This window comes from Bartonella sp. AA23NXGY (assembly GCF_042197165.1).
GTDB lineage: Bacteria > Pseudomonadota > Alphaproteobacteria > Rhizobiales > Rhizobiaceae > Bartonella.
Genome location: NZ_JBHIRO010000001.1, coordinates 18,734 through 41,620 on the forward strand (window position 1 = coordinate 18,734; position 22,887 = coordinate 41,620).

The window sequence follows — 22,887 nt, forward strand, 5'->3', positions numbered from 1 at the left end:
ATGAGATGGCTTCCAGAAAAAGACTCGATATTTTTTTAGTTGAAAAAAACTTTTTTACGACACGTTCACGCGCACGTGATGCAATTATGCGCCAAACTGTTAAAGTTAACGGAGAAATCGTTTTTAAAGCTGGGCAAATCGTTTTTGATGATGCAGAGATTACCGTTTGTGATCCAGCGCAGAATTATGTTTCTCGGGCAGCGTTAAAATTGATTGCTGCACTTGATGCATTTCCAATTGTAACGGACAAAGTGACAGCCATTGATGTTGGTGCATCAACAGGTGGTTTTACGCAAGTTCTCTTAGAGCGTGGAGCAGATCATGTCATTGCCGTTGATGTTGGGCATCATCAATTTGATAAACGTTTATTGGGCAACAGTGCTATAACGTTATTAGAAGGCTTGAATGTCAGAGATTTTAAACAGGAACATTTAGGTGGGCGAGAAATTGATCTTATCGTTTCAGATGTTAGCTTTATTTCGCTCAAACTTGCGTTGCCTCCCGTGTTGTCTTTAGCCAAGAAGGGTGCCCAAGCTGTTTTACTGGTAAAGCCTCAGTTTGAGGTTGGTCGTAAACACTTTAGTAAGGGAGGAATATTAAGTCCATCAAGTGCTAAAGAAACTGCTGAGGCGCTTTTTGTTTGGTTAAATACACAAACAGGGTGGAGTGCAAAAGGTTTAATTTCTTCCCCTATTACAGGTGGTGATGGCAACGTGGAATATTTACTATTCGGAGAAAAACAAGAGTGAATGACAATGTCATAATCGATCATATCGGAGCAAATGGTTATGGTATTGCTAAGACGTCTCACGGCTTCGTTTCTGTTCCTTTTACTTTACCAGGAGAGTGTGCTGAAATTACTGTTCATGGAAAATATGCAACATATATAACATTAAAAGAAAAATCATCAGAACGCATTGATACTCTTTGTCAGCATTTTGGAGAATGTGGAGGGTGTACTCTTCAGCATTGGCATATGGATGCTTATCGCGTATGGAAACAACAATTGGTTGTTGAGGCGCTTAAAAAGTATGGACTTAATAATGTTGTTGCGCCTTTAATAGAATGTAAACCTTATAGCCGACGGCGGATTACTCTAACAGCATCCATGACCCCACAGGGGCAAAAAGTTGGTTTTAACCGTTATCTCTCTCATGAGATTGTAGCTCTTGAGGAATGCCCAGTAAGCCGTCCAGAGCTTATTTCTCAGTTGCATAATATCAGAGAGCTCTGTGCTTTTCTAAAGAGCTCTGCCAAACGGTTTCATGTTACGATAACATGTGTTGAAAATGGTTTAGATGTTGCTTTAAGCGGTTGCATTATACACTATGAATCACTTCGTCAGAGAATGATCAGTGCTGCTCTTTCATATGGGATTATACGTTTATCTGTTGACGGTGAAATTTTGGTTGAACGAGAAAAACCAGAGATTTACTTTGGAGATGTCCGTGTTGAATTTCCTTCTGGTGGTTTTCTGCAAGCAACTTGTGAAGCTGAAAATATAATGGGCAATATTATTTTGACTCATTTAAAAAAAGCAAAGAATGCTGTTGATTTGTTTTCAGGGGCAGGAACATTTACCTTGCGTATGGCAAAAAAGATGAATGTTCATGCAGTAGAAAATAATGAAGATGCATTAAGAAATCTAAATACAGCAGCACGTTTTGCGACTGGTTTAAAAACGGTCACTTGTGAAAAACGTGATCTTTTCCGACAACCCCTTTCTGTAAAGGAACTTGAATGTTTTGAGAGTGTTGTTTTTGATCCTCCCCGTGCTGGTGCAGAGCAACAAGTACGTGAATTAGCGAAGACAACAGTATCACGTGTTGTGGCAATTTCTTGTAATCCTACTACATTTGCTCGTGATTTATCTCTTCTTGTTGCAGGGGGGTATACAGTAGAAAAAATCATACCGATTGATCAATTTTTATGGTCACCACATGTCGAAGTTGTTGCTGTTTTGAGCAAAAAGAAAAAAAAGAAAGGTTGGAAACTTTAGCCTGAAAGTTTTTTAATACTATGAAGATTTTTTAAAAGTTGACCTGTGTATTATTATAAAATTTCTCCAAAATTTATCTATAATAATAACCTTTTTCTCGTTGAGCTAAGAGCACTGAATGTAGAAAGTGCTTTTTTCTTTTAAGCTTTTTTATTATGAAATATAAAAGACAAGTTACCCCACACAAAAAAACCACACAAAAGACTAATATCTTACGAAAAAGATGTGTCTGAATAAGCCTGTGCCGTCGTTATATTTGCCATCCCCTAATGTTTCTTAAAACTCTTGGTACTTGAGACGGCCCATAAGAGGAATCTTTAGTCTTTTCTTGTACAGTTTTTATCCATATAACTCTCCCCGCCTGTAACGTATAAACGAATGATTTTGATTGATCCAACAGACACAGATTTAAAATGAGAGAATCTTGCGGTATTCAAGGTTCTAATACAATATGAATAACGCTAGATTATCTTTATAAATCAATTCATTGTAATCTCCCCCTCACAAAATGGTCATAATAGACGAGAAGGAGGCAATACTGGGAAGGAATGAGCAAGCTTATTCCTCTATAAGCGCAGTTCCACCGATTGTCATATTATTGATTCGAAGATGAGGTTGACCAACACCAACAGGGACATTTTGCCCTGCTTTTCCGCACATACCAATACCATTATCTAGTTTACTATCATTACCAATCATTGTGATACGTTTCATAGCATCCGGTCCATTTCCAATAAGAGTTGCACCTTTGATTGGTGCACAAATTTTGCCATTTTCTACTCGGTATGCTTCAGTACATTCAAAGACGAATTTTCCGGAAGTAATATCAACTTGTCCTCCACCAAATGAAACAGCATAGATACCACTTTTAAGTGAAGAAAGGATTTCTTCAGGTGTTTTATCTCCTCCTAGCATGATTGTATTGGTCATTCGTGGCATTGGTGCATAAGCATAAGATTCACGCCGTCCATTTCCAGTTGATTTACCTCCCATAAGCCGTGCATTAAGTCTGTCTTGCATAAAACCAACGAGTTTTCCATCTTCAATGAGAACGTTATATCCTGAAGGGGTCCCCTCATCATCGACAGTGAGAGAGCCACGGCATTGTGGAATTGTTCCATCATCAACAACTGTAACACCTTTTGCTGCAACTTGTTGTCCTAAAAGTCCAGCAAAAGCCGATGTTTTTTTACGGTTAAAGTCACCTTCTAAACCATGACCTACGGCTTCATGGAGCATAACACCAGGCCATCCGTTAGCTAAGACAACATCAAAAGATCCAGCAGGTGCTGCTTCTGCTTCTAAATTTGTTAAAGCCATACGTAAGGCTTCATCCGCGGCTTTTTTCCAATTGTCTTCATGAATAAATTGGTTAAATGCTTGTCTCCCTCCACATCCATAAAAACCATTTTCACGACGATTGCCTTCAGCTGCGACCACAGATATAGAAAGTCGCACAAGGGGACGAATATCACGAACCAAATAACCATCTGCACGTAAAATTTCAACATGTTGTAGCGAGCCGGAAAGAGAAACAGTCACCTGATGCAATTTATCATTTTTAGCACGTAAATAGGCATCAATTTTTTGCAAAAGAGCACTTTTTTCTTCAAATGATGGAGCATCAAGGGGATTATGCGGTTGATAAAGCCTTTTGTTTGTTTGTTGAGGTGCTATGCTATAAGTCCCTGCATGATTATTATAGGTAACAGCTTTAGCAGCTTCACTGGCACGTTTGAGTGCAGCAGCTGATAACTCACTAGAGTGAGCATATCCAGTAGCCTCTCCAGCAACAACGCGTAGTCCAAATCCCATATCTTGATGAAATGAGCCGTTTTTAAGCTGTCCATTATCAAATAAAAGAGCTTCGCTTTCTGTGTACTCAAGGTAAAGCTCACCATCATCAGCATGATGAAGTGTTTCCTGTATAAGTGATTGCACTTTAGAGGAAGCAATATCAAAATGATCAATCAGCGATTTCATAAGAATTATCCTATTTTTATGGGGGCTCAGAAGATTTTTATCAATCTAATTTTAAGAATCTTTCAAAATATACGATGAGATTTTGATTGTTTAAAATGTATTGATTTCATTCATGTCGGTAAGGTTGCATAGGCGTCGCCAAGACCATGAAGGTCAACAAAACCTCCAATCCCTTGTTCAGGAGTTGTAAAGATAAAATAGGTTGCCATTTTTCCTTTTAAAAAGAGCTGCAATATGTCTTCTTTAAGAAAGGCTTCAGCAACACAATTATCACCAAGACAACGACGATATTCCATTCTGCCCATATTTTTATCGTCAATTTTAATTCCAACGCCAGGACGTAATTCAACGCGAATCGGAACAAAAACACGCATCAAAGCACCTTGCTTTTGAGGAAGTTTATAAAATGTAACGCGCAAGGTAATATCTTGACGCCCTTGTGTGTGAACGTTTTGTACAACTTCACACTGCATGTTAGGTGTACCTGGTGGTAGAGAACACACTTTTGTCCATGCACCATAGGTTTGCGGAGCAGGGACATCTTGTGCATAGGGTGTTTGTGCAAATGCATGACTGATAAAACTACTATAAAGTGTGTAAAGAACAGCACCAATAAAAAAAGTTTTTTTGAGTAATTTATAAAGTATCACAGAACATCCTATCCGACTCAACACCCACAACCGTGCATAGATTTACATAAAAAATGAATTCCCCATAAAAAACTATAACACAAAATCAGTATTTACCCAAATATATTAATTCATATGATATATTTTTATGATACATTTGTAATGTGGAGAGAACGTTGATTGAAAAAATGTATTTTTATTGCCAATATTTCCATTTACTTTTAGGGGATACGTGCGAAAGAGATATTTCATATTTTCTCAAAAATACGATTGGTCTTAATGGGTTATTTCCATACGCTAGATAATATTTGTCAGATAATATTGGGTTTGTGAATGACAGAAATGGAAAAGGGCTTTGAGTGGAATGTCAGTTTCAGAAGAGTTATCGGTTGTGAATGGTAAATCAACGCCACCAAAATCCGGTATTGGTGATTACATCACATTATTAAAGCCACGTGTTATGTCTCTTGTGGTCTTTACGGCTCTGGTTGGTTTGCTTGTATCGCCTGTTCCTATCAATCCGTGGTATGGTTTTTTAGCAATTTTATGTATTGCTGCTGGTGGCGGTGGTGCGGGAGCACTGAACATGTGGTATGATGCTGACATTGATGCTGTGATGGAACGGACTAAAAAGCGTCCTATTCCCATGGGTAAAATCAGCTCCCAAAAGGCATTTATTTTTGGCATGGTTCTTTCTATGCTCTCGGTATTGGTTATGGGGAGCTTCATTAATTGGTTTGCGGCATTTTTTCTTGCGTTTACGATTTTCTTTTATGTCGTTATCTATACAATTTGGTTAAAGCGTATCACACCACAAAATATTGTTATTGGTGGTGCTTCTGGGGCTTTTCCACCAATGATTGGATGGGCTGTGACAACAGGGACAGTGAGTATTGATAGCTTTTTATTATTTTTAATCATTTTTATGTGGACCCCCCCTCACTTTTGGGCTCTTTCTTTATTTTCATCTCTTGATTATGAGGCTGCAGGTATCCCTATGATGCCTAATGTACGAGGTGAACATTCAACAAAAAAACAGATTTTATTTTATACTGTTTTGATGGCATTGTGTGCTGCTGCTCCTTGCTTTACTGGTCTTGGCGGAATTTTTTATGGTATTTTTTCAACAATTTTAAGCATTATCTTTATTCATTTTGCCTATCGTTTATGGAAAGCTGATACACATAATGAAACTATTTTGATGGCCAAAAAAACGTTTTTCTTTTCGTTACTTTATTTGGCAGCTATCTTTGGAATTCTTTTGATTGAATCTCTTGTTTGGTATTTTATCGCTCTTTAGTTGCGTAAAATGAAAGAGCAAATTTTAAAAGAGCTTTTCTTCAAGAAAATGCTGTAAGAAAACACGATAGAGTGTGTTCTTATGCAAAAGATGATATTGCACGTTTTTTTACATTGCTTATTCATGTATAATAATAGGTTGTTTGAATATATAGCTAAAACTATAGAGATTAAGGATGATTTATGTCTGGACTTCCCCCTTTAACGATACGTCTTTGTGGTCCACGTGGATTTTGTGCAGGGGTTGATCGTGCTATCCAGATTGTTCTGCTTGCATTAAAAAAATATGGTGTTCCAGTATATGTTCGTCATGAAATTGTACACAACCGCTACGTAGTTGAGGGATTACAGCAACGGGGTGCTGTTTTTGTCGAAGAACTTAATGAGATTCCAGAAGAACATCGCAATCAACCAGTTGTTTTTTCTGCTCATGGTGTACCAAAATCTGTTTCAGAAGAAGCACGATACTATAATTTGTTTTATCTCGACGCAACATGTCCGTTGGTCTCGAAAGTTCATAAACAAGCGATACGACATCAACGTCATGGTCGTCATGTTATATTGATTGGTCATGCTGGTCATCCTGAGGTGATAGGGACAATGGGACAGCTTGAAGAAGGGGTTGTAACGCTTATTGAAACGATAGAAGATGCTTTGCATTATCAACCCAATGATCCAGATAAATTAGGATTTGTTACACAAACAACGCTTTCTGTTGAAGATACTGCAGGAATTATCGATATATTACAACAACGTTTTCCTACATTAGCAGCACCAGCGGCTGAATCAATTTGCTATGCTACAACGAATCGACAAGATGCGGTTAAAGCAGCGGCAAAGGGGAGTGATTTGTTTTTGATTGTTGGAGCACCAAACTCTTCTAATTCACGACGTTTAGTAGAGGTTGCCGAAAAGTCTGGTGCGCGGCAAGCTATTTTAGTTCAGCGCGCTGATGAAATTAATTTTGAAAACCTAAAATCTCTTTCTATAGTCAGTCTTTCAGCAGGGGCTTCGGCTCCTGAAATTATTATTGATGAAATTATTTCAGCATTTCGTGAGCGTTATGATGTCACAATAGAATTAGCTGAAACAGTGGTAGAAACGGAAAAATTTTTAGTGAGTCGCGAATTACGCGACGTCATTTTAACGTCTCAAGATATGGCTTTCGTTAATGGTCAAGCAAATAATGCAAAAAATGAAAATCAGAATACAGACATGTCTACAACGAAAGCAGAATAATGGCCGTTTATACAGATATTCACCCAAATGATTTAAAAGTGTTTTTAACACGTTATGCAATAGGATCACTTTTGTCTTATCAAGGTATAGAAGAGGGGATTGAAAATTCTAATTTTATGTTAGAGACAACACAAGGGCGATTTATTTTAACACTTTATGAAAAGCGTATTTCAAAAGATGATTTACCTTTTTTTTGTCGCTTGATGCAGCATTTAGGACAGCGTGGAGTTCCTTGTCCTCAACCTGTTATTCAAAATGATGGAATGATGATCTGTGAACTAGCAGGACGTCCTGCTGCTATTATTACTTTTCTGGAAGGAGAGTGGATCCGCCAGCCCAATATAGATCATTGTGGCGAAGTGGGGACGGGGTTAGCACAATTACATTTAGCAGGACAGGATTTTACACTCAGTCGTAAAAATACTCTTTCTGTTATGGATTGGAAGGTATTGTGGCAACGTTGTCAAACCAAAGAAGATGCATTGTTAAAAGAATTTGGACAAAAAATTGAGTTGGAATTGGCTTTTTTACAGGAAAATTGGCCATGTAATTTACCAATAGGCATTATTCATGCAGATTTATTTAATGATAACGTTTTTTTTGTGAATCATCGTCTTTCTGGGATGATAGATTTCTATTTTGCTTGTAATGACTTTTTTGCTTATGATTTAGCGATCTGTTTAAATGCTTGGTGCTTTGAGCCTGATCATTCCTATAATCTTACCAAAGCACGTAAGTTATTGGAAAATTATCAAAAAATAAGACCATTGATCCCTTTAGAATTGGACAAGATGGTCTTATTAGCTCGTGGTGCATCTCTACGTTTCTTACTCACACGTCTATATGATTGGTTTAATACACCGCCTAATAGCTTTGTTATTAAGAAAGATCCATGGGAGTATTGGCACAAGCTTTGTTTTTTCAGTAATGTAAATTCGCTAAGTGAATTAGGTTTTTAAATTTTATGGCAACTCAACAAAAAGTCGTTGAAATTTATACAGATGGTGCTTGCTCAGGGAATCCTGGAGTTGGAGGATGGGGAGCAATTTTACGCTGGAATGGTCATGAACGGGAGCTTTATGGCGGTAAGGTCCATACGACAAACAATCAAATGGAACTCATGGCGGCAATTTGTGCATTAAAGGCGCTTAAAGAGCCCTGTTTGGTCGATCTTTATACAGACTCAGTTTATGTACGTAACGGTATATCTAAGTGGATTGAAGATTGGAAAAAGAATAATTGGCGCACTGCATCAAAAAATCCTGTTAAAAATATGGAGCTATGGCAAGCTCTTGAGGATGCTAGTTCTTGTCATACAGTTAGATGGCACTGGGTAAAAGGGCATGCGGGACATCCAGAAAATGAACGCGCAGATGCCCTTGCTCGCAAAGCAATTACTCAATATCGTGAAAATGGACGTTTTCCAGCATAATTGCTTTTTGAGAGCTTTTTCTTTTATCACGGAGACGCAAGAGGGGTTGGCTGCGTATGGAATATGAATGTTCCACTTAAGGCGTGATCTTTAAAAGCAACTGTATAAAAAATTTTTTGGTTTATTTCTTCTGGTGTGAAATAGAGTGGAGCACTGAAGAGTGTATATTCTGCGTTATCACTGACTTTTCTTGCTGCTCCAATTTGCATTTCTCCTCCATCTAAAAAGAGAGAGGAAGGAGTGGTTTTGTTGTTATTTTGTATTTTTATAAGAAGGGTACTATTATTTTTTTCAGCACTTATTTTTAGTGCATTCTGCGTCATGCGGGGCAAAGAATTTTGCGCCTTTTTTAAGAAGGAAGCAGGAAGCTGTTTATTTTTAAGAGCAGATGGCGAAAAATCAAAGTTAACAGTAAATGGAAGACAGATTTTATTACATAATCCAAGAGTGAAAGCACCACTTAAATTTTTGCTTGAACCAGAAAGATTGAAGGGCAATATTACTTTATCTTTATAACCTAATGACCAATCATTTTCTGTTTCAAAAAGCTGTGGAGTAGGATAAAAGATTTCATAAGAAATCTGTTGGTTGAAATTAAAAAATGGTGCCATGCCAGAATTACCTGGATTACGCCAGTAAGTTTTCCATCCTGGTTTAAGCACAATTTCAATAATACCTTCTCTTATTCCAGAAAGAGAAGGTTCAGTGATCGCTAATCGGATACGACCACCATCTGATTCATACCAAGATGTTGCGAAAAGCTGGAGTTTTTGTTCTGTTTGAGCATTTACAGGAATGTTAAGTAATTCTAAAACTATGAATGTTAAGCTTAAAGTAACTAAAAGCTTTTTATAAAAGAAAGTTGCGATATTTTGTAAATTTGTAAATATACGACTTTTTTTCATTGGAGTTTTATTTTCCTAGTGTGCTAAATGAACAAACTTTTATCATGTAAATTATGGAGAATAACAGATTAATGAAGCGGTGTAATGGCTTTTTAGGTGGACAATTACTCATAGCAATGCCTGGGATGAATGACAAACGCTTTATTCGTTCTGTTATTTATATTTGTGCGCATTCTGATGCCGGTGCGATGGGCATCATTCTTAATCAATTGCATCATATTGATTTTCCAGAGCTTTTGCTTCATTTGGGAGTCATAGACAGTGGCCAAAAAAAAAGTCTTTCTGAACCAATAAAACAGTTTCCAGTTCGCTATGGTGGTCCTGTTGATCCTTCGCGTGGTTTTGTCCTTCATTCAGATGATTATGCTTGTGAAGAAACTGTTTTTATTGCAGATAAGATCTGTTTTACTGCGACAATTGATATATTAAAAGCGATCAGTTGCGAACAAGGTCCGCAACATGCACTGGTCGCATTAGGCTATGCTGGATGGAAAGCGGGGCAACTTGAGGCAGAAATTTCTACAAATGGGTGGCTAATCAGTTCTACATCACCTAGTTTTCTTTTTGAAAGCGATTTAAGCTGCAAGTATGATAAAAGTTTAACACGCATGGGTATCGATCCAACTTATCTTGCTTCTGAAATGGGACACGCGTAGAGTTTTTTCTAAGCTTTTTAACTTTACACGTTATTTTATCCCTTATGTTTTTATCTTATAAGGGAAATGGCTCTGAACGAGCGTAATTAATTCTTCTATGGCAATCGGTTTCGTCACAAGTGTACTTTGAACATATTTACAACCTTCTTGACGGAGGAAGATTGCTTCTTTTTCATTTTCAACACCTTCTGCGATAATTTGCAAATTAAGATCTGTTGCCATATTAATGATAGACTTGAGAACAATTTTCTTCTTAAGAGAGTCGATTGAGATAAGTGAACGATCAAGTTTAACCATATCAAATGGATAACGTACGAGATAGGTCAGAGACGAATAACCTGTTCCAAAATTATCGAGTGCGAGATTCATTCCAAGTGTTTTAATTTGTTCAAGAAAGTGCGCTGATTGTTCAGGATTATTTCTTAAGACAAATTCAGATATTTCAATCATTAAGCGTCCTTTGTGGAGCGGATGCCGAAGCAAAGCGGCACGCAATTGACTGATAAAACGAGGATGAATCATTTCTGCGCTTGGTAAATTAATTGAAATAAAGAAAGATTGTTGGGAAAACTTTTCTTGTACATTTATAAGATCGATAATGGCATTATCAATGATAAATTGTGACAAATCCATAACAATTTGTTCATTTTCTACGATTTTTATGAAATCAGAGACATTTAAATTTCCATAAGTGGGATGATGCCATTCTACAATTGTTTCAAAACCAATAATATGTCCGTCTGATAAATTAAGAATAGGATGGTAGAGGATTTTCATCTCATTACGTTTTATGGCATAATGAACATCTTTCTCCAGAGTATTATGTTCGAGACCCAAAGTGCGAAAATTAGGACGAAAAGGTTCAATATGGTTCCCACCCATTTGTTTTGCGCGAATCATCGCTAACTCACTATCATTAAAAATATCTTTAGCCGTCGATCGGCTTTCACTCCATGTAACCAATCCAATAGAGGTTGAAAGGATTATTTTATTTTCTGAAAGTGAAATAGGTGCTGAAATTGTTTTGTGCAAATGATCTGCAAATGCTGCAATTTTTTGTGGTTCGGTTTCACTGAGTAAAATAATTGCAAAGCGGTCTGCTGAAAGACGCGATAAGGTGTCTTGAAAGTTAATGAGACGATTTAAACGACGTGCGATTATAAGCAGTACAGTATCCCCAACTGCTATGCCTAATTTGCGATTAATTTGGCGAAAATTGTCAAAATCAATCATAAAGACAGTCGGTCTAATTTTGATATTTGCTTTCGCTAAAGAGGTATAATTTTGTAGTCTATCAAAGAAAATTTGTTGGTTAGGAAGTCCAGTTAAGCTGTCGTGGATTGCATCATGCAATAAGCGTTCTTCGGATTTTTTATGGTTAGTAATATTGACAATGGTTCCAATGACACGTGTGATTTTTCCATCTTTTTGCATAGCCGGACGTGCACGAAGAGAAAACCAATGATAATAACCACCACCGGAAGAAAGCCGAAAAATTTGATCAATGCGCCCTTTTTTATTTTTAAGAATGATATCTAATACGGCTTGAAAGCGTTCACGATCATCATGGTGCAAGGCTGAAATCCAGTTGCGCATAGGTCCATTGAGGTTATGAATTTCAGTACCAAAAAGGGTTGCCATGTTTGGATGTACAACAATACGGTCACGCTCAATATTCCAATCCCAAATAATATTTCCAGCTCCCTTTGCTGCGAGTACTTGTTGTTCAAGGTCGGAAAATATTCCTTCATGGAAAGCGTCATTAGAAAAAGTTTGTTGCAGGACAGTAAAGCTAATGAGAAGAACAATGAGCACTAATCCTCCCGCTAATGCTGGCTGGATAATATCATTGTTTAAATGTCCAGCTATGCAGGCATAGGCTCCAACACACCAAAAGCTAATGAGCAACCATGTTGGAATAAGCATAATGGCGCGGTCATAGCTTCTGATTGAGAAATAGATGATTAATATTATACCAAGCACAGCGGTAAGGCCAAAAGACAAACGCGCAATTCCAGATGCTCTGATGGGATCATAAATAGCAAAGGCTCCTAGACTGCAAAACGCAATGGTCCAAGCGATAGCACCGTAACTAAAATGATAATGCCAGCGGTTAAGGCTGAGATAGGTAAAAAGAAAAATGAAGAGTGTAGCAGTAAGTGCTACTTCTGTACCAGCACGCCAGATTGGTTGGGTTGTGAGTGTAACTGCAAAGAATTTATTTAAAAAGTTGAAGTCAATACCAATATAAAAAAGCACTGCCCAAGCAACTGCCGCTGTTGCAGGAAACAGCCCTGTTCCACGGACGACGAAGAGAACAGTTAACAAAAGCGCTAAGAGACCTGATATCCCAAGAAGAATACCATGATAAAGCGTATAAGAATTAATTGCATCTTTATAAGCTTCAGGTTGCCATAAATAGATTTGCGGTAGATTTGCAGAGTTAAGTTCGGCCACAAATGTAATAACAGCACCAGGGTTAAGGGTAATACGAAAGATATCAGAGTTTGCACTAAGTTGACGATCGAGGGAAAAACCTTCGCTTGGCGTTATGGATTGAATCCTTGATGATCCAAGGTCTGGCCAAAAAAATCCAGAACGTGCCATGCGGTAATGGGGGGCAACGATGAGACGATCAACTTGTTCATCTGTTGGATTTGCAAGAGAAAAAACTGCCCAATTTCCGGAAAATTTTTCATTTTTTGCCTGCACTTCAATACGCCATACAATACCATCTGGTCCTGGTGCTGTACTTGTTTGAAAAATAGAGTTGTTTGTATGGTGAATTTCAATTGCTTTTGAGAGATCAAGAGCAGCATCTTGAGAAGAAATTTTAACTGGTTCAATTGCTTGTGCTGATGTAAGATGGACAAAAGAACTAACGACTACAATGAAAATGATGTCAATTATTTTACGCAAACTCTTCACAATGTCCCACTCTCAATATTTTAGGATGTTTAATTTTCATTTCGACTTTTGAGAAAAAACGTCCACCTTTTATAATTTATTTACATAATAAATTGTTATCACTTTTCTTAAGTTATGTGATTTTATATACAAATAGACCATACACCCATTTGCTTCAATGGAACCTGAAGCGAATGAAGTTTTATATTTTAAAAGGGCAAAGTTAAACCATGAATTTTCAGATTTCACGGATATACCTTCACTTATTAGAATCTTTATCACATGAAGTATGAATTGGGTAGTTTTGTACGCCTATTTGCCCAATATTTCCAAAACTTATTTAATGAGGAGAGCTTTTGTGGTAAATTTTATGATAAAATATGTGACGTTATTGTGATGTTGCATTGAAAAGAAGTTTTTACTTTAGCTTGTATGAAAGAGTTGACGTTAAATCATCAAAATTTATAAGGGGTCCTACAGGTCCGACAGCAGTTAGTGTTGGAGTGGAGTTTGTAAAAAGACGATGTGCTAAATCAGTTAATCTTTTAGGAGTGATGAGATTGAGGCGTTCAATTGTTTCCGATATTGGAATTGGTCGACCATAAAGGAGTATTTGGCGAGCAATGAGATGTGCTTGACTAGAGGGATTTTCCTGTGACATTGTCAGATTTGCACGATATTGCGTTTGTGCTCGTTGCAGTTCGTTGGCGTGAATATTTTTGCTGACCTTGGAAAGTTCATCAAGAATCACAGGAATGAGTTCTTTGAGCCCTTCTTGTCCGGTAGCTGCGTGAACACCAAAAAGCCCAGTATCTGAAAATCCCCAATGAAAAGCATAAATAGAATAGCATAATCCACGTTTCTCTCTTACCTCTTGAAAAAGACGTGAAGACATACCACCACCAAGAATGATTGAAAGAATTTGAGCTGCATAAAAATCACGCGCGTGATAAGCACGCCCTTCAAACCCTAGAACAACTTGTGTATCCATTAAATCGCGATATTCACGAAAGTCGCCACCGACATAATTTGCAAGATTAGTAAGAGGTGCGGTTGAATGGGAGCGAAAAGTACCAAGACGACTTTCAACTTCTCGCAAGAAACTTTCGTGCTTTACAGCTCCTGCAGCAACGACAATCATACGATCTGCACTATATTGTTTATTGATGAAATCATGGAGATCAGTAGATGTAAATGATTGAATAGTTTTAGCTGTTCCTAAAATAGAGCGTCCAAGGGATTGATGACGAAAGGCTGTTTCTGTAAAGTGATCAAAAACAATATCATCAGGAGTGTCATGGGCAGCACCAATTTCCTGAAAGATTACTTGTTTTTCTCGTTCTAGTTCATCGTCGTCAAATTTTGAATGCATTAAAATATCGGCTAAAATATCTATAGCAAGTGGGATATCGCTTTTAAGAACACGTGCAAAGTAAGCTGTTGTTTCAATACTGGTTGTAGCATTGATTTCACCGCCAACATCTTCAATATCGGTTGCAATTTGAAAAGCAGTACGGTTTTCGGTTCCTTTAAAAGCCATATGCTCAAGAAGATGAGCAATACCATGCTGTGTGGAGGTTTCATTGCGTGAGCCCACTTTAACCCATATTCCGAGGGCAACACTATCAATTTGTTGCATTGTATGTGTGGCGATAGTCAAACCATTACTAAGGCGACATATATCTACATCCATGTATCTACAACTCCATTAAATAAGCTAAACACCTCATTGTAAGGGTATCAGAATATTCTTGATTTAAATTAATGCAGCTAACTTTAATAAGATGCACGCGATTTTAAAGAAATATAATCTTTGACTATTTTTTCATCATTAGCAAGATTTATAAAATGTTCTTCGTGTTTCATTACATCATTGAGATGAGATGGCCATGGAGCATGAAGGCCACAAGCGCTTTTAATAGTATCAGGAAATTTAGCTGGATGAGCCGTGGCAAGAACGATCATTGGAATATGCGGTTTTTTGTTTTCACGCGCTACTTGAAGAGCGACCGCTGTATGTGGATCAACAAGATAGCCACTTTCCTTATAGACACTATCAATTGTTTGAGCTGTTGCAGCCATGTTGCTTTTTCCAGCGGAAAATAGGGAACGAATATTTTTGAGTTGCTTTTCATCAAGAGTAAAGAGCCCCGTTTTTTTCAAGTTTTCCATTGCATTGCGAATCCACATTGGATCACGATTGCCACTTTCAAAGAGCAAACGTTCAAAATTAGAAGAGACCTGAATATCCATAGAAGGTGATGTTGTATGGACTATTGGTTGTGTTTCGTAAGTACCACTGGTCAATGTACGTACAAGGATGTCGTTATCATTCGTTGCGATGACCAGTTGAGCAATGGGCAATCCCATACGGGCTGCGACATAACCTGCAAAAATATCACCAAAATTTCCAGTAGGAACAGTAAATGAAACAGCTCTATCAGGTGCTCCTAAAGAAAGTGCAGATGAAAAATAGTAAACAATTTGCGCCATGATACGCGCCCAATTTATAGAATTAACACCTGAAAGTGCTCTTTTTTTACGAAAATTGTGGTCATTAAACATTGCTTTGACAAGAGCTTGGCAATCATCAAAATTTCCTTCAATGGCAATGGCATGAACATTGGAACAATGATTGGTTGTCATTTGCCGTTGTTGAACAGGCGATACACGTCCTTTAGGAAATAAAATAAAAATATCTGAGTGTTCTTTTCCAGCAAAAGCTTGTATCGCAGCTCCTCCTGTATCACCTGATGTTGCAGCAATAATCGTTGCACATCTATTTTTTTCAGTCAAAACATAATCCATCAGTCGAGAAAGAAACTGCATTGCTACATCTTTAAAAGCTAAAGTAGGACCATGAAAGAGTTCAAGGATAAATTCATCTGCTCCAGTTTGTCGTAACGGACAGATTGCTGGATGGTGAAAGGTTGCATAAGATTCAGCGATCATATTTTCAAAAGCTGTATATTCGATTTCGTTATTCACAAAGGGCCACAGAATAGTTTTAGCAATTGTTGTATAGGACTGACCACGAAGTGCTCGTAACGCATCAAATGATAGCTGAGGAAATTTATCTGGCAAATAAAGTCCCCCATCACTTGCCAACCCTGTCATGATTGTTTCCGTAAAGCTTAAAGCAGGAGCTTCACCTCTCGTGCTGATATATTCCATAAGTCTTATCCTTTTTTTTATTTCTGGCAAATTGGTGAAGTTATTTATTTCACGTTTTTCATAATATTTAAATTATTAAATGGATAGAGCTTCTTTTCTTCTTTTTAACTCAATAATGAAAGGAAATAGCCTTAAGCATTTTTATTTTTGAGATATAAACGCCAAATGTTCACAGAAAATCTGTTACAGTCAAAAATTTCTCTCTATTATTCATTCACTTAGATTTTAAAACGTATCTTCACTTGTACACCTTCTTAAATAATAAAATTAAATAGATAGAATAGTATTTACTGAAGAACTTTTGTATAAAAATCAATCATTCATAGTTATTTTATACTCTTAATACTCTGTAAAAATTAAATCTGCTAAACGAAATGTTAAAATGATACATCCCAAGACTCACATTGGAAGATTTATAAGGTAATTTTATGGCATTTCGTGCGCAAATCTATACTTTGAATAATCTTTTTTAGCTTAATTTATTACTTTGTATAATAATAGATATTATATTTGTGCTATACAGTATGGTAACCTAAAGGTTATCCATAGAAAACATACAACAGCCTGCTAAATGATGGGAAGCAGGCTGTAAAGTATTTTCATTTTAAATAGAAAAAAATAACTAAGTATCTTTGAATTATTTGCCTTTAATTTTTCCTATTGCCCATCCGATTATCCCACTAAATATGGCCATAACAGATCCAGTCAAGAATCCAAAACCCAAAGCTCCTACTGTAGAAAAAACTCCTAGCGTAATTGGTTCAAACACTTTCTCAAATTTTCCTTCAAAGGCAGATTCACTTTTTGCTCTATGAGTGAAACTTGGGACATAAAGAGCAGCTATATCGATAGCTTTTTTCTTTCCTTGTTCTATTAGAGAGACAGTTTCCCATTGAGTATCATTTTTCAAATGATTGGCATGAACATTTATAACTTGTGAAAGCAAAAAAGCAACTGCTATAAAAATATTTAATATGTAAGTTTTCAATACTTTAATCATAGTTTACCACCAATACTTTTATTTTAATCTGAATTGAATAGATGCATCGGCAGAATTAGTGCACATTGAGAGAAACAGAAGCATTTAAAGCTTTTTTCACTCTTAGTGTGATAATTCATTAGTTTTTATCATCAACAATAGATAAACACAGAATATGTTCATAGTTTATATTTCATATGAGAAGGTCTTATTCTGATGAAAGTTCAATTTTAACGAGATTTAAAATACAATATTATTTTACTTATTAGCCATCCTAAAAACATGCCTATCGTACTTGATGCATATCCAAGTGCCATCCCCATACCAAAAGCCCCGAGTGTAAGAGGTTCAACAACCTTTTCAAATTTTCCTTCGACGGTAATTTCATTTTCCATACAACGATTTAGATTTTGTGTATAGAGAGCAATCGTACTGATTGCATCCTTTCTGTTCTGTTCTGTTACAGAAATAAAAATATTCTCACGATGAATATTGTTTTGCAAATAGTTGGCATGTACACTTACAGTCTGTGAAATGTAAAAAACAGATATCATAGAAATAATTAACATATTATTGTTAAAAAAATTAATCATCATTTACCTCAAATACTTTATAGTATTCAATATATATGTGTGTGTGTATATATAAATTATACTTTGGATTTTTGGATGTAATTTACAGAATTTATAGTTATAGTAATAGAAGCTTCATTATGTAATAAATTTATAATAATTAATAATAACATAATGAAGCTATGTATTCTATATTTCTACAATATATTGAATTACTTGAACATCAATACTATGTCATTTATCCAATTTATTATCGATCCTATAAAACTTATTGCATATCCAGCGTACAATAGTCCCCCTCTTACAGTCATAGGCTCAAAGACCTTTTCTAATTTTCCTTCACCTATTGTTCTATGTTCTGTTTGATAATTTACAGACGGAGCATAGAAAGCAGTCGTAGAAACTACATCGGATTTCGCATATTTTACTTGTTCCATTGGGAAAACAGAAAGTTCCTCTTTTGGAGTATCGTTTTTCAAATAGTTTGCATTAACATTTACAGTTTGTGAAATAAAAAAAGTGCTCGCTATAAAAATGCTTAAAATATAATTTTTAAATATTTTCACCATAACTTTACCTCAAATATTTTTAATTTATATATGTAATAAATATACATAATGTTTATGTATCTCACACTATATACAAGTCATATAGTTCAATATGTATTTTTAGTCAATAATAAAAATACATATAAAAATATACCTATAATTTTTTATAAACATTATTGTAAAAAAGTAACAGTAATAATTACAAATTATATTTTTAAAAAATTTATACAATATTTTATTATGTGTTATATATAAAACAACATATGTTTATCGTATAATTTTTATAAAACGATATTAATATATTTTTTAAATACATTTATAGATAATAAAATTGATCAAAATTTTTACTTATTAAATATATAAAAATTTATTTATTATCGATAGTATAATAGAAAACATGAAAATTATGATGTAGTTATAAAAATATTATTAACAATTAAAATATGAATGGACACGATAAAATTTTATTATTTATAGTATTTATTATAGATAGTCATTATTGTATAATGTGTGTTATATAGATATTATTCAATGGTTATTTAATTGCATCGTGATAGCAGAATAATAATTCTTAATTTACTATTAAATATATACATTTATCTTATAGATAATAATATGTTATAGATACTAAAAAATGTACAATTTTCTCATAGTGTAAAGTAGAGCTCGAATTGGATAGAGATAAATGATATTATCTTTTTATCGCTAATGTGAACGGCATATTACTATGATACAAGGCAGTGTATAGAAGAATATAATTTAGACATATTTATGAGTGCCGAAAGATCAGCATTAGATAATATTTTCAACACTTTCTTCTTTCCAAACTGAAAAGCCGCTTTTATTTTTAGAAAGTGGATTACTTTTGAAAAGATCTGATTTCATTGCTTATTTAAAAAGTCTATTAAGTGCTTTCGGAAAATTTTAAGCAACTATTGGTATCTCTGTCGCTTGTTTAACATGATTATATGTTTCATATTTATGTGCTTTTTTAAAGAAACCGTTCTCAAGGTACTCAAGCCTATTTTGCAATGATAGATATGATGATAAAGCCCCCATAATATAAAATTCTTAGGGCATCAGAATTTTTGACGTTTATAAAGAAGAAAGATGGCATTGCCATACACTTTTCTCGCTCCTAATGTTGCTACAATTTTTGCCTTTTGAGATGATTCATTAAAAGGCATTTTTATTTCTTTATTTATTTAATTCAGCATATCCAGGTTTGAAATGAGAGAATCTTACAATATTCGGTTTTTTTGCTTAATTTGAATAATGATAAATTATGATTATAAATCAATATATTGTCTGTAAATTACTTGGTATGAAATGTTTTTGATAAAATGCACATCTTCATAAGAGTGTATTCTTTTTGTTTTTTGTAATCTTAGGGAGGTTGTACTAATTGATGCTGTTAAAATACTATTTAAGCAGCAAAGTAAATAAGCCTTCAACAAGTTTATGAGATTTGGATTGAGTAAATATAAGCCTTTGTAACTCAACAAGGACGCATTTGTCATTTTCAATAAAGTCTTGTGTTCCATAGATTCCGCGAATTTTAATATTTTTTCCATGATCAATATGCACATCCCTTACAATTTTACCATAGTGTGTGTTTTTTTGATCAGATGAAAGAGGTTAGCAATTTTCACATCTTATCGAGCAAGGCATCGTAATATTTCTTTTTTGACAAATATAATAATTTATCAGGATAGGCTGCTGTGGTTGGGAGTGGGATATTGGATTTGAGATAGATAAGCAGGGTTTAATTTTTATGAGTTTGCACCCCTGTTTTTTGCTTTTTTTTAAGTACGTGCAATGGTTAACAGACTTATGATCTCAATGAGGTGCTATATTTTTCCTTCACATTGAGATGCAATTCACCCGTGTCGTGAATTGCGCATTTATTGAAGTTATTATAAAAGGAGCAGCGAGAAGGGCAGGACATTTGAATAAAAATGCTTCTTACAAGAGTTTACAAATTGATATATTCAAGAGGTTTTTTATAATAGATCTCGCCATACTGCCATTGCTTCTAAGACTTCTCCTAAATGAGCATGTTTTGCAATAACTGTTTCTGCACCAGCTTCTGCAAGTGCATTAGAGTGGCCAAGATAGCTATGTGATCCTCCCGTAAAGCCGATGACACGCATACCTGCTGCTATGGCTGCGTGTACACCATGAAGTGAATCTTCTATAACGATAGTGTTTTGGGGCTCTGCCTGTAATTGTTGTGCGGCAAAAAGGAAAACATCAGGGGCCGGTTTCGTTCTTTTTGTTCCAACTTCAGGTGCTGAAAATATTTTACCTTCAAAAAGGTCATAGAGATCAACCGTGGTGAGCATCTCTTTTATATCTACGCTTTTTGCATTAGAGCAGATACAGTAGGGATAGCGTGTTTGGATAATTTCTACAGCTTCTCTTACATCATCAATCGCCCGTAATTTAGTTTTTATTTGTGTACGAAAAATATTAGTCATTTGATCTATGAGATGAGCAGAAATAGGTTTTTCTGTTTCCTGTTCAACGTGTTTAAGAATATCGCGAAAGATAAGCCCTGCAAAACGCTCACTCAATTCTTCGGGTGATATTTCATATCCTGTTTGTTTGAGCAATTGAGATCCAATTTTTGCTGCAAGATATTCAGAGTCGACGAGAACTCCGTCACAATCAAAAATAATAAGATCTATCTGAGGCATAAGATACTCCTTTACATGTTACGAGATGGACAACTTTCATGAAAACGATATTGAGAAGATCTTATTTCATAAAAATACGCTTTGAAAATGATTCTTAATTCTTTTACGAAATAAAAGATATGGGAACAGTACATTGAAAAAAAGAAAATTAAGGTTTCATTCATATGAAAGTTTTTTTACTAAAAAAACAAAAACAATTATCAATTTTGTAGAACTTTAACGATACGTTTACGCTATTTTGTAAATATAGATGGGTAATGCGGGCCTATAAACTATTTTGGTTGATTATAGGGCAAATTCAGTTAATTTTGTTGGGTTTTTCATGACAGTTATTCAGCTTCAAAAAGATTTCCTTCGTACTCCCTCACAAATGCCATGGCGCAATAAAATTTTTAAAGGAGATTGTGTTTCCGTTTTAGAAAAACTTCCAAAACATTCTGTTGATATGATTTTTGCGGATCCACCCTATAATTTGCAATTGGATGGAGCTTTATACCGTCCAGATCATTCGCTTGTTGATGCGGTTGATGATGCATGGGATCAGTTTGAGAGTTTTGCTGCTTATGATGCTTTTACTCGTGCATGGTTGCTTGCTTGTCGTCGTGTATTAAAACCCAACGGAACACTTTGGGTTATCGGATCTTACCATAATATTTTTCGGGTTGGGACGGCATTACAAGATTTAGGTTTTTGGATGCTTAATGATATTATTTGGCGCAAGAATAATCCGATGCCTAATTTTCGAGGGCGCCGTTTTCAAAATGCTCATGAGACGCTTATTTGGGCCGTGCGAGATCAAAAAGATAAAAAGTACACATTTAATTATGATGCCTTAAAAGCGGCAAATGAAGATCTACAAATGCGTTCAGATTGGCTTTTCCCTCTCTGCACTGGAGCTGAACGTTTAAAGGATGATTCGGGGCGTAAATTACATCCAACACAAAAACCGCAAGCGTTATTAGCGCGTATTATTATGGCTTCTAGTAAACCTGGTGATGTTATTCTCGATCCGTTTTTTGGTTCGGGAACAACAGGTGCTGTTGCCAAGCTTTTAGGGCGTGATTTTGTTGGGATTGAACGCGAGCAAGATTACATCGATGCAGCATGTGAGAGAATTGCGGCGGTTCAACCTTTAGCGCAACCAGAACTAGCGATTTTGGATAGAAAAAAAGCAGAACCGCGCGTAGCATTCAACAGTTTGCTTGAAGCAGGTTTACTCTATCCTGGAGAAGTTCTGTATGATCGTAAGAAGCAAGTATCTGCTATTGTAAGAGCTGATGGTACGATTATGCATGGTGGTGAAGCGGGCTCAATTCACGCAATGGGAAGAAAGGCTCAAGATTCGCAGAGTTGTAATGGTTGGACCTTTTGGTATTATGAGGAAAATGGACGGTTGAAGTCCATAGATCATTTAAGAATGATCATACGTTCACAAATGTTAAAAACGGGTGTTTTATGAACTAAGCTGATCGCTTCATTCTATTGACCACCAATGTACCTGATCTTGATTGAGATGGACGTGAGGGCGTTTTATGCCTTTATTAGATGTTTTTTATTGACACACTAATCTCGCTTGTAAGCGACAAGCGAGTATTTTTATGCTGCTTTTAGAAGAAATTAAAATGAGAAATTTTCACTCTATGTTCTCGTTTTAGTTCCAAAACAGTAAAATTTCAATATAAGCTTATAAAAATGAAATATCAGAATTAAAAGGTTCATTCAGAAGTTCAAAATTAAGTGCTTTTTTGAATACGTACATCTGTAAAGTGCATATAATATATTGATTATAAATATAATTTAGCGCAACTCATATCGAATTGCCCTCGGAATATCGTCAAGTTTTCTTATTTCAAATTTGTTCCATAT

At 35.7% G+C, this 22,887-nt stretch carries 18 protein-coding genes; 8 read left to right on the forward strand and 10 right to left on the reverse strand.

Features of this window, described 5'->3' with window-relative positions:
• Positions 1-5 precede the first annotated feature (5 nt).
• A complete protein-coding gene (locus tag ACFINY_RS00110; protein WP_375613026.1) occupies positions 6-749 on the forward strand; it encodes a TlyA family RNA methyltransferase in 744 nt (247 codons plus the stop codon).
• Positions 746-1,999, forward strand: a complete 1,254-nt coding sequence (locus tag ACFINY_RS00115) for a class I SAM-dependent RNA methyltransferase (protein ID WP_375611126.1) — start codon at positions 746-748, stop codon at positions 1,997-1,999. Before ACFINY_RS00110 ends, ACFINY_RS00115 begins: the two co-directional genes overlap by 4 nt.
• Before the next feature lie 558 nt (positions 2,000-2,557).
• On the opposite strand, the gene tldD is transcribed toward ACFINY_RS00115, so the two are convergent.
• Positions 2,558-3,982, reverse strand: a complete 1,425-nt coding sequence (tldD, locus tag ACFINY_RS00120) for a metalloprotease TldD (protein ID WP_375611127.1) — start codon at positions 3,980-3,982, stop codon at positions 2,558-2,560.
• A gap of 110 nt (positions 3,983-4,092) precedes the next feature.
• Positions 4,093-4,632 carry an invasion associated locus B family protein gene (locus ACFINY_RS00125; RefSeq protein WP_375611128.1) on the reverse strand — a complete coding sequence of 180 codons (540 nt, stop codon included), beginning with the start codon at positions 4,630-4,632 and terminating at the stop codon, positions 4,093-4,095.
• A 343-nt stretch (positions 4,633-4,975) separates the two neighbouring features.
• Between ACFINY_RS00125 and cyoE the strand changes: the two genes are divergently transcribed.
• The 4 genes from cyoE (at position 4,976) to rnhA (ending at position 8,581) form a co-directional block, all read left to right on the forward strand.
• A complete protein-coding gene (gene cyoE / locus ACFINY_RS00130) occupies positions 4,976-5,911 on the forward strand; it encodes a heme o synthase (RefSeq protein ID WP_375611129.1) in 936 nt (311 codons plus the stop codon).
• A 182-nt stretch (positions 5,912-6,093) separates the two neighbouring features.
• The gene (gene ispH / locus ACFINY_RS00135; RefSeq protein WP_375611130.1) at positions 6,094-7,149 is read left to right on the forward strand and encodes a 4-hydroxy-3-methylbut-2-enyl diphosphate reductase; all 1,056 of its coding nucleotides are present in this window, start codon (positions 6,094-6,096) and stop codon (positions 7,147-7,149) included.
• Positions 7,149-8,108 (forward strand): homoserine kinase, encoded by a 960-nt coding sequence (locus tag ACFINY_RS00140; protein WP_375611131.1) that lies wholly within the window; start codon positions 7,149-7,151, stop codon positions 8,106-8,108. The genes ispH and ACFINY_RS00140 overlap by 1 nt, the downstream gene beginning before the upstream one ends.
• Positions 8,109-8,113: 5 nt before the next feature.
• Complete coding sequence (gene rnhA / locus ACFINY_RS00145) at positions 8,114-8,581, forward strand: ribonuclease HI (RefSeq protein WP_375611132.1); 468 nt, start codon at positions 8,114-8,116, stop codon at positions 8,579-8,581.
• 26 nt (positions 8,582-8,607) lie between these two features.
• On the opposite strand, the gene ACFINY_RS00150 is transcribed toward rnhA, so the two are convergent.
• Positions 8,608-9,486 carry a protein-disulfide reductase DsbD domain-containing protein gene (locus tag ACFINY_RS00150; RefSeq protein ID WP_375611133.1) on the reverse strand — a complete coding sequence of 293 codons (879 nt, stop codon included), beginning with the start codon at positions 9,484-9,486 and terminating at the stop codon, positions 8,608-8,610.
• A gap of 71 nt (positions 9,487-9,557) precedes the next feature.
• On the opposite strand from ACFINY_RS00150, the gene ACFINY_RS00155 reads away from it, so the two are divergent.
• A complete protein-coding gene (locus ACFINY_RS00155) occupies positions 9,558-10,142 on the forward strand; it encodes a YqgE/AlgH family protein (RefSeq protein ID WP_375611134.1) in 585 nt (194 codons plus the stop codon).
• A 42-nt stretch (positions 10,143-10,184) separates the two neighbouring features.
• Here the strand turns inward: ACFINY_RS00155 and ACFINY_RS00160 are convergent, their stop codons facing one another.
• The 7 genes from ACFINY_RS00160 to ACFINY_RS00190 all read right to left on the reverse strand — a co-directional run bounded on the left by ACFINY_RS00160 (position 10,185) and on the right by ACFINY_RS00190 (position 21,021).
• Entirely contained in the window at positions 10,185-13,070 is a 2,886-nt protein-coding gene (locus tag ACFINY_RS00160; protein WP_375678078.1) for an EAL domain-containing protein, read from the reverse strand.
• Positions 13,071-13,467: 397 nt separating this feature from the next.
• Positions 13,468-14,742 (reverse strand): M16 family metallopeptidase, encoded by a 1,275-nt coding sequence (locus ACFINY_RS00165; RefSeq protein ID WP_375611135.1) that lies wholly within the window; start codon positions 14,740-14,742, stop codon positions 13,468-13,470.
• Positions 14,743-14,825: 83 nt separating this feature from the next.
• Entirely contained in the window at positions 14,826-16,223 is a 1,398-nt protein-coding gene (gene thrC, locus ACFINY_RS00170; RefSeq protein ID WP_375611136.1) for a threonine synthase, read from the reverse strand.
• Between the two features lie 637 nt (positions 16,224-16,860).
• Positions 16,861-17,223, reverse strand: coding sequence for a hypothetical protein (locus ACFINY_RS00175; protein WP_375611137.1), 363 nt, complete (start codon positions 17,221-17,223; stop codon positions 16,861-16,863).
• Between the two features lie 209 nt (positions 17,224-17,432).
• Positions 17,433-17,798, reverse strand: coding sequence for a hypothetical protein (locus tag ACFINY_RS00180; RefSeq protein WP_375611138.1), 366 nt, complete (start codon positions 17,796-17,798; stop codon positions 17,433-17,435).
• A gap of 188 nt (positions 17,799-17,986) precedes the next feature.
• Positions 17,987-18,343, reverse strand: a complete 357-nt coding sequence (locus ACFINY_RS00185; protein WP_375611139.1) for a hypothetical protein — start codon at positions 18,341-18,343, stop codon at positions 17,987-17,989.
• Positions 18,344-20,325: 1,982 nt separating this feature from the next.
• Complete coding sequence (locus tag ACFINY_RS00190) at positions 20,326-21,021, reverse strand: HAD family hydrolase (RefSeq protein ID WP_375620663.1); 696 nt, start codon at positions 21,019-21,021, stop codon at positions 20,326-20,328.
• A 370-nt stretch (positions 21,022-21,391) separates the two neighbouring features.
• Here ACFINY_RS00190 and ACFINY_RS00195 point away from each other — a divergent pair, with 370 nt between their 5' ends.
• Positions 21,392-22,480 carry a site-specific DNA-methyltransferase gene (locus tag ACFINY_RS00195; RefSeq protein WP_375613050.1) on the forward strand — a complete coding sequence of 363 codons (1,089 nt, stop codon included), beginning with the start codon at positions 21,392-21,394 and terminating at the stop codon, positions 22,478-22,480.
• Positions 22,481-22,887: the final 407 nt, after the last annotated feature.

Bases quoted from the DNA above. Each gene is read 5' to 3' on its own strand.
- ACFINY_RS00110 (WP_375613026.1), top strand. From the start codon at position 6: ATGGCTTCCAGAAAAAGACTCGATATTTTTTTAGTTGAAAAAAACTTT.
- tldD (WP_375611127.1), bottom strand. From the start codon at position 3,982: ATGAAATCGCTGATTGATCATTTTGATATTGCTTCCTCTAAAGTGCAA.
- cyoE (WP_375611129.1), top strand. From the start codon at position 4,976: ATGTCAGTTTCAGAAGAGTTATCGGTTGTGAATGGTAAATCAACGCCA.
- ispH (WP_375611130.1), top strand. From the start codon at position 6,094: ATGTCTGGACTTCCCCCTTTAACGATACGTCTTTGTGGTCCACGTGGA.
- ACFINY_RS00140 (WP_375611131.1), top strand. From the start codon at position 7,149: ATGGCCGTTTATACAGATATTCACCCAAATGATTTAAAAGTGTTTTTA.
- rnhA (WP_375611132.1), top strand. From the start codon at position 8,114: ATGGCAACTCAACAAAAAGTCGTTGAAATTTATACAGATGGTGCTTGC.
- ACFINY_RS00150 (WP_375611133.1), bottom strand. From the start codon at position 9,486: ATGAAAAAAAGTCGTATATTTACAAATTTACAAAATATCGCAACTTTC.
- ACFINY_RS00155 (WP_375611134.1), top strand. From the start codon at position 9,558: ATGAAGCGGTGTAATGGCTTTTTAGGTGGACAATTACTCATAGCAATG.
- ACFINY_RS00165 (WP_375611135.1), bottom strand. From the start codon at position 14,742: ATGGATGTAGATATATGTCGCCTTAGTAATGGTTTGACTATCGCCACA.
- thrC (WP_375611136.1), bottom strand. From the start codon at position 16,223: ATGGAATATATCAGCACGAGAGGTGAAGCTCCTGCTTTAAGCTTTACG.
- ACFINY_RS00175 (WP_375611137.1), bottom strand. From the start codon at position 17,223: ATGATTAAAGTATTGAAAACTTACATATTAAATATTTTTATAGCAGTT.
- ACFINY_RS00180 (WP_375611138.1), bottom strand. From the start codon at position 17,798: ATGATGATTAATTTTTTTAACAATAATATGTTAATTATTTCTATGATA.
- ACFINY_RS00185 (WP_375611139.1), bottom strand. From the start codon at position 18,343: ATGGTGAAAATATTTAAAAATTATATTTTAAGCATTTTTATAGCGAGC.
- ACFINY_RS00190 (WP_375620663.1), bottom strand. From the start codon at position 21,021: ATGCCTCAGATAGATCTTATTATTTTTGATTGTGACGGAGTTCTCGTC.
- ACFINY_RS00195 (WP_375613050.1), top strand. From the start codon at position 21,392: ATGCCATGGCGCAATAAAATTTTTAAAGGAGATTGTGTTTCCGTTTTA.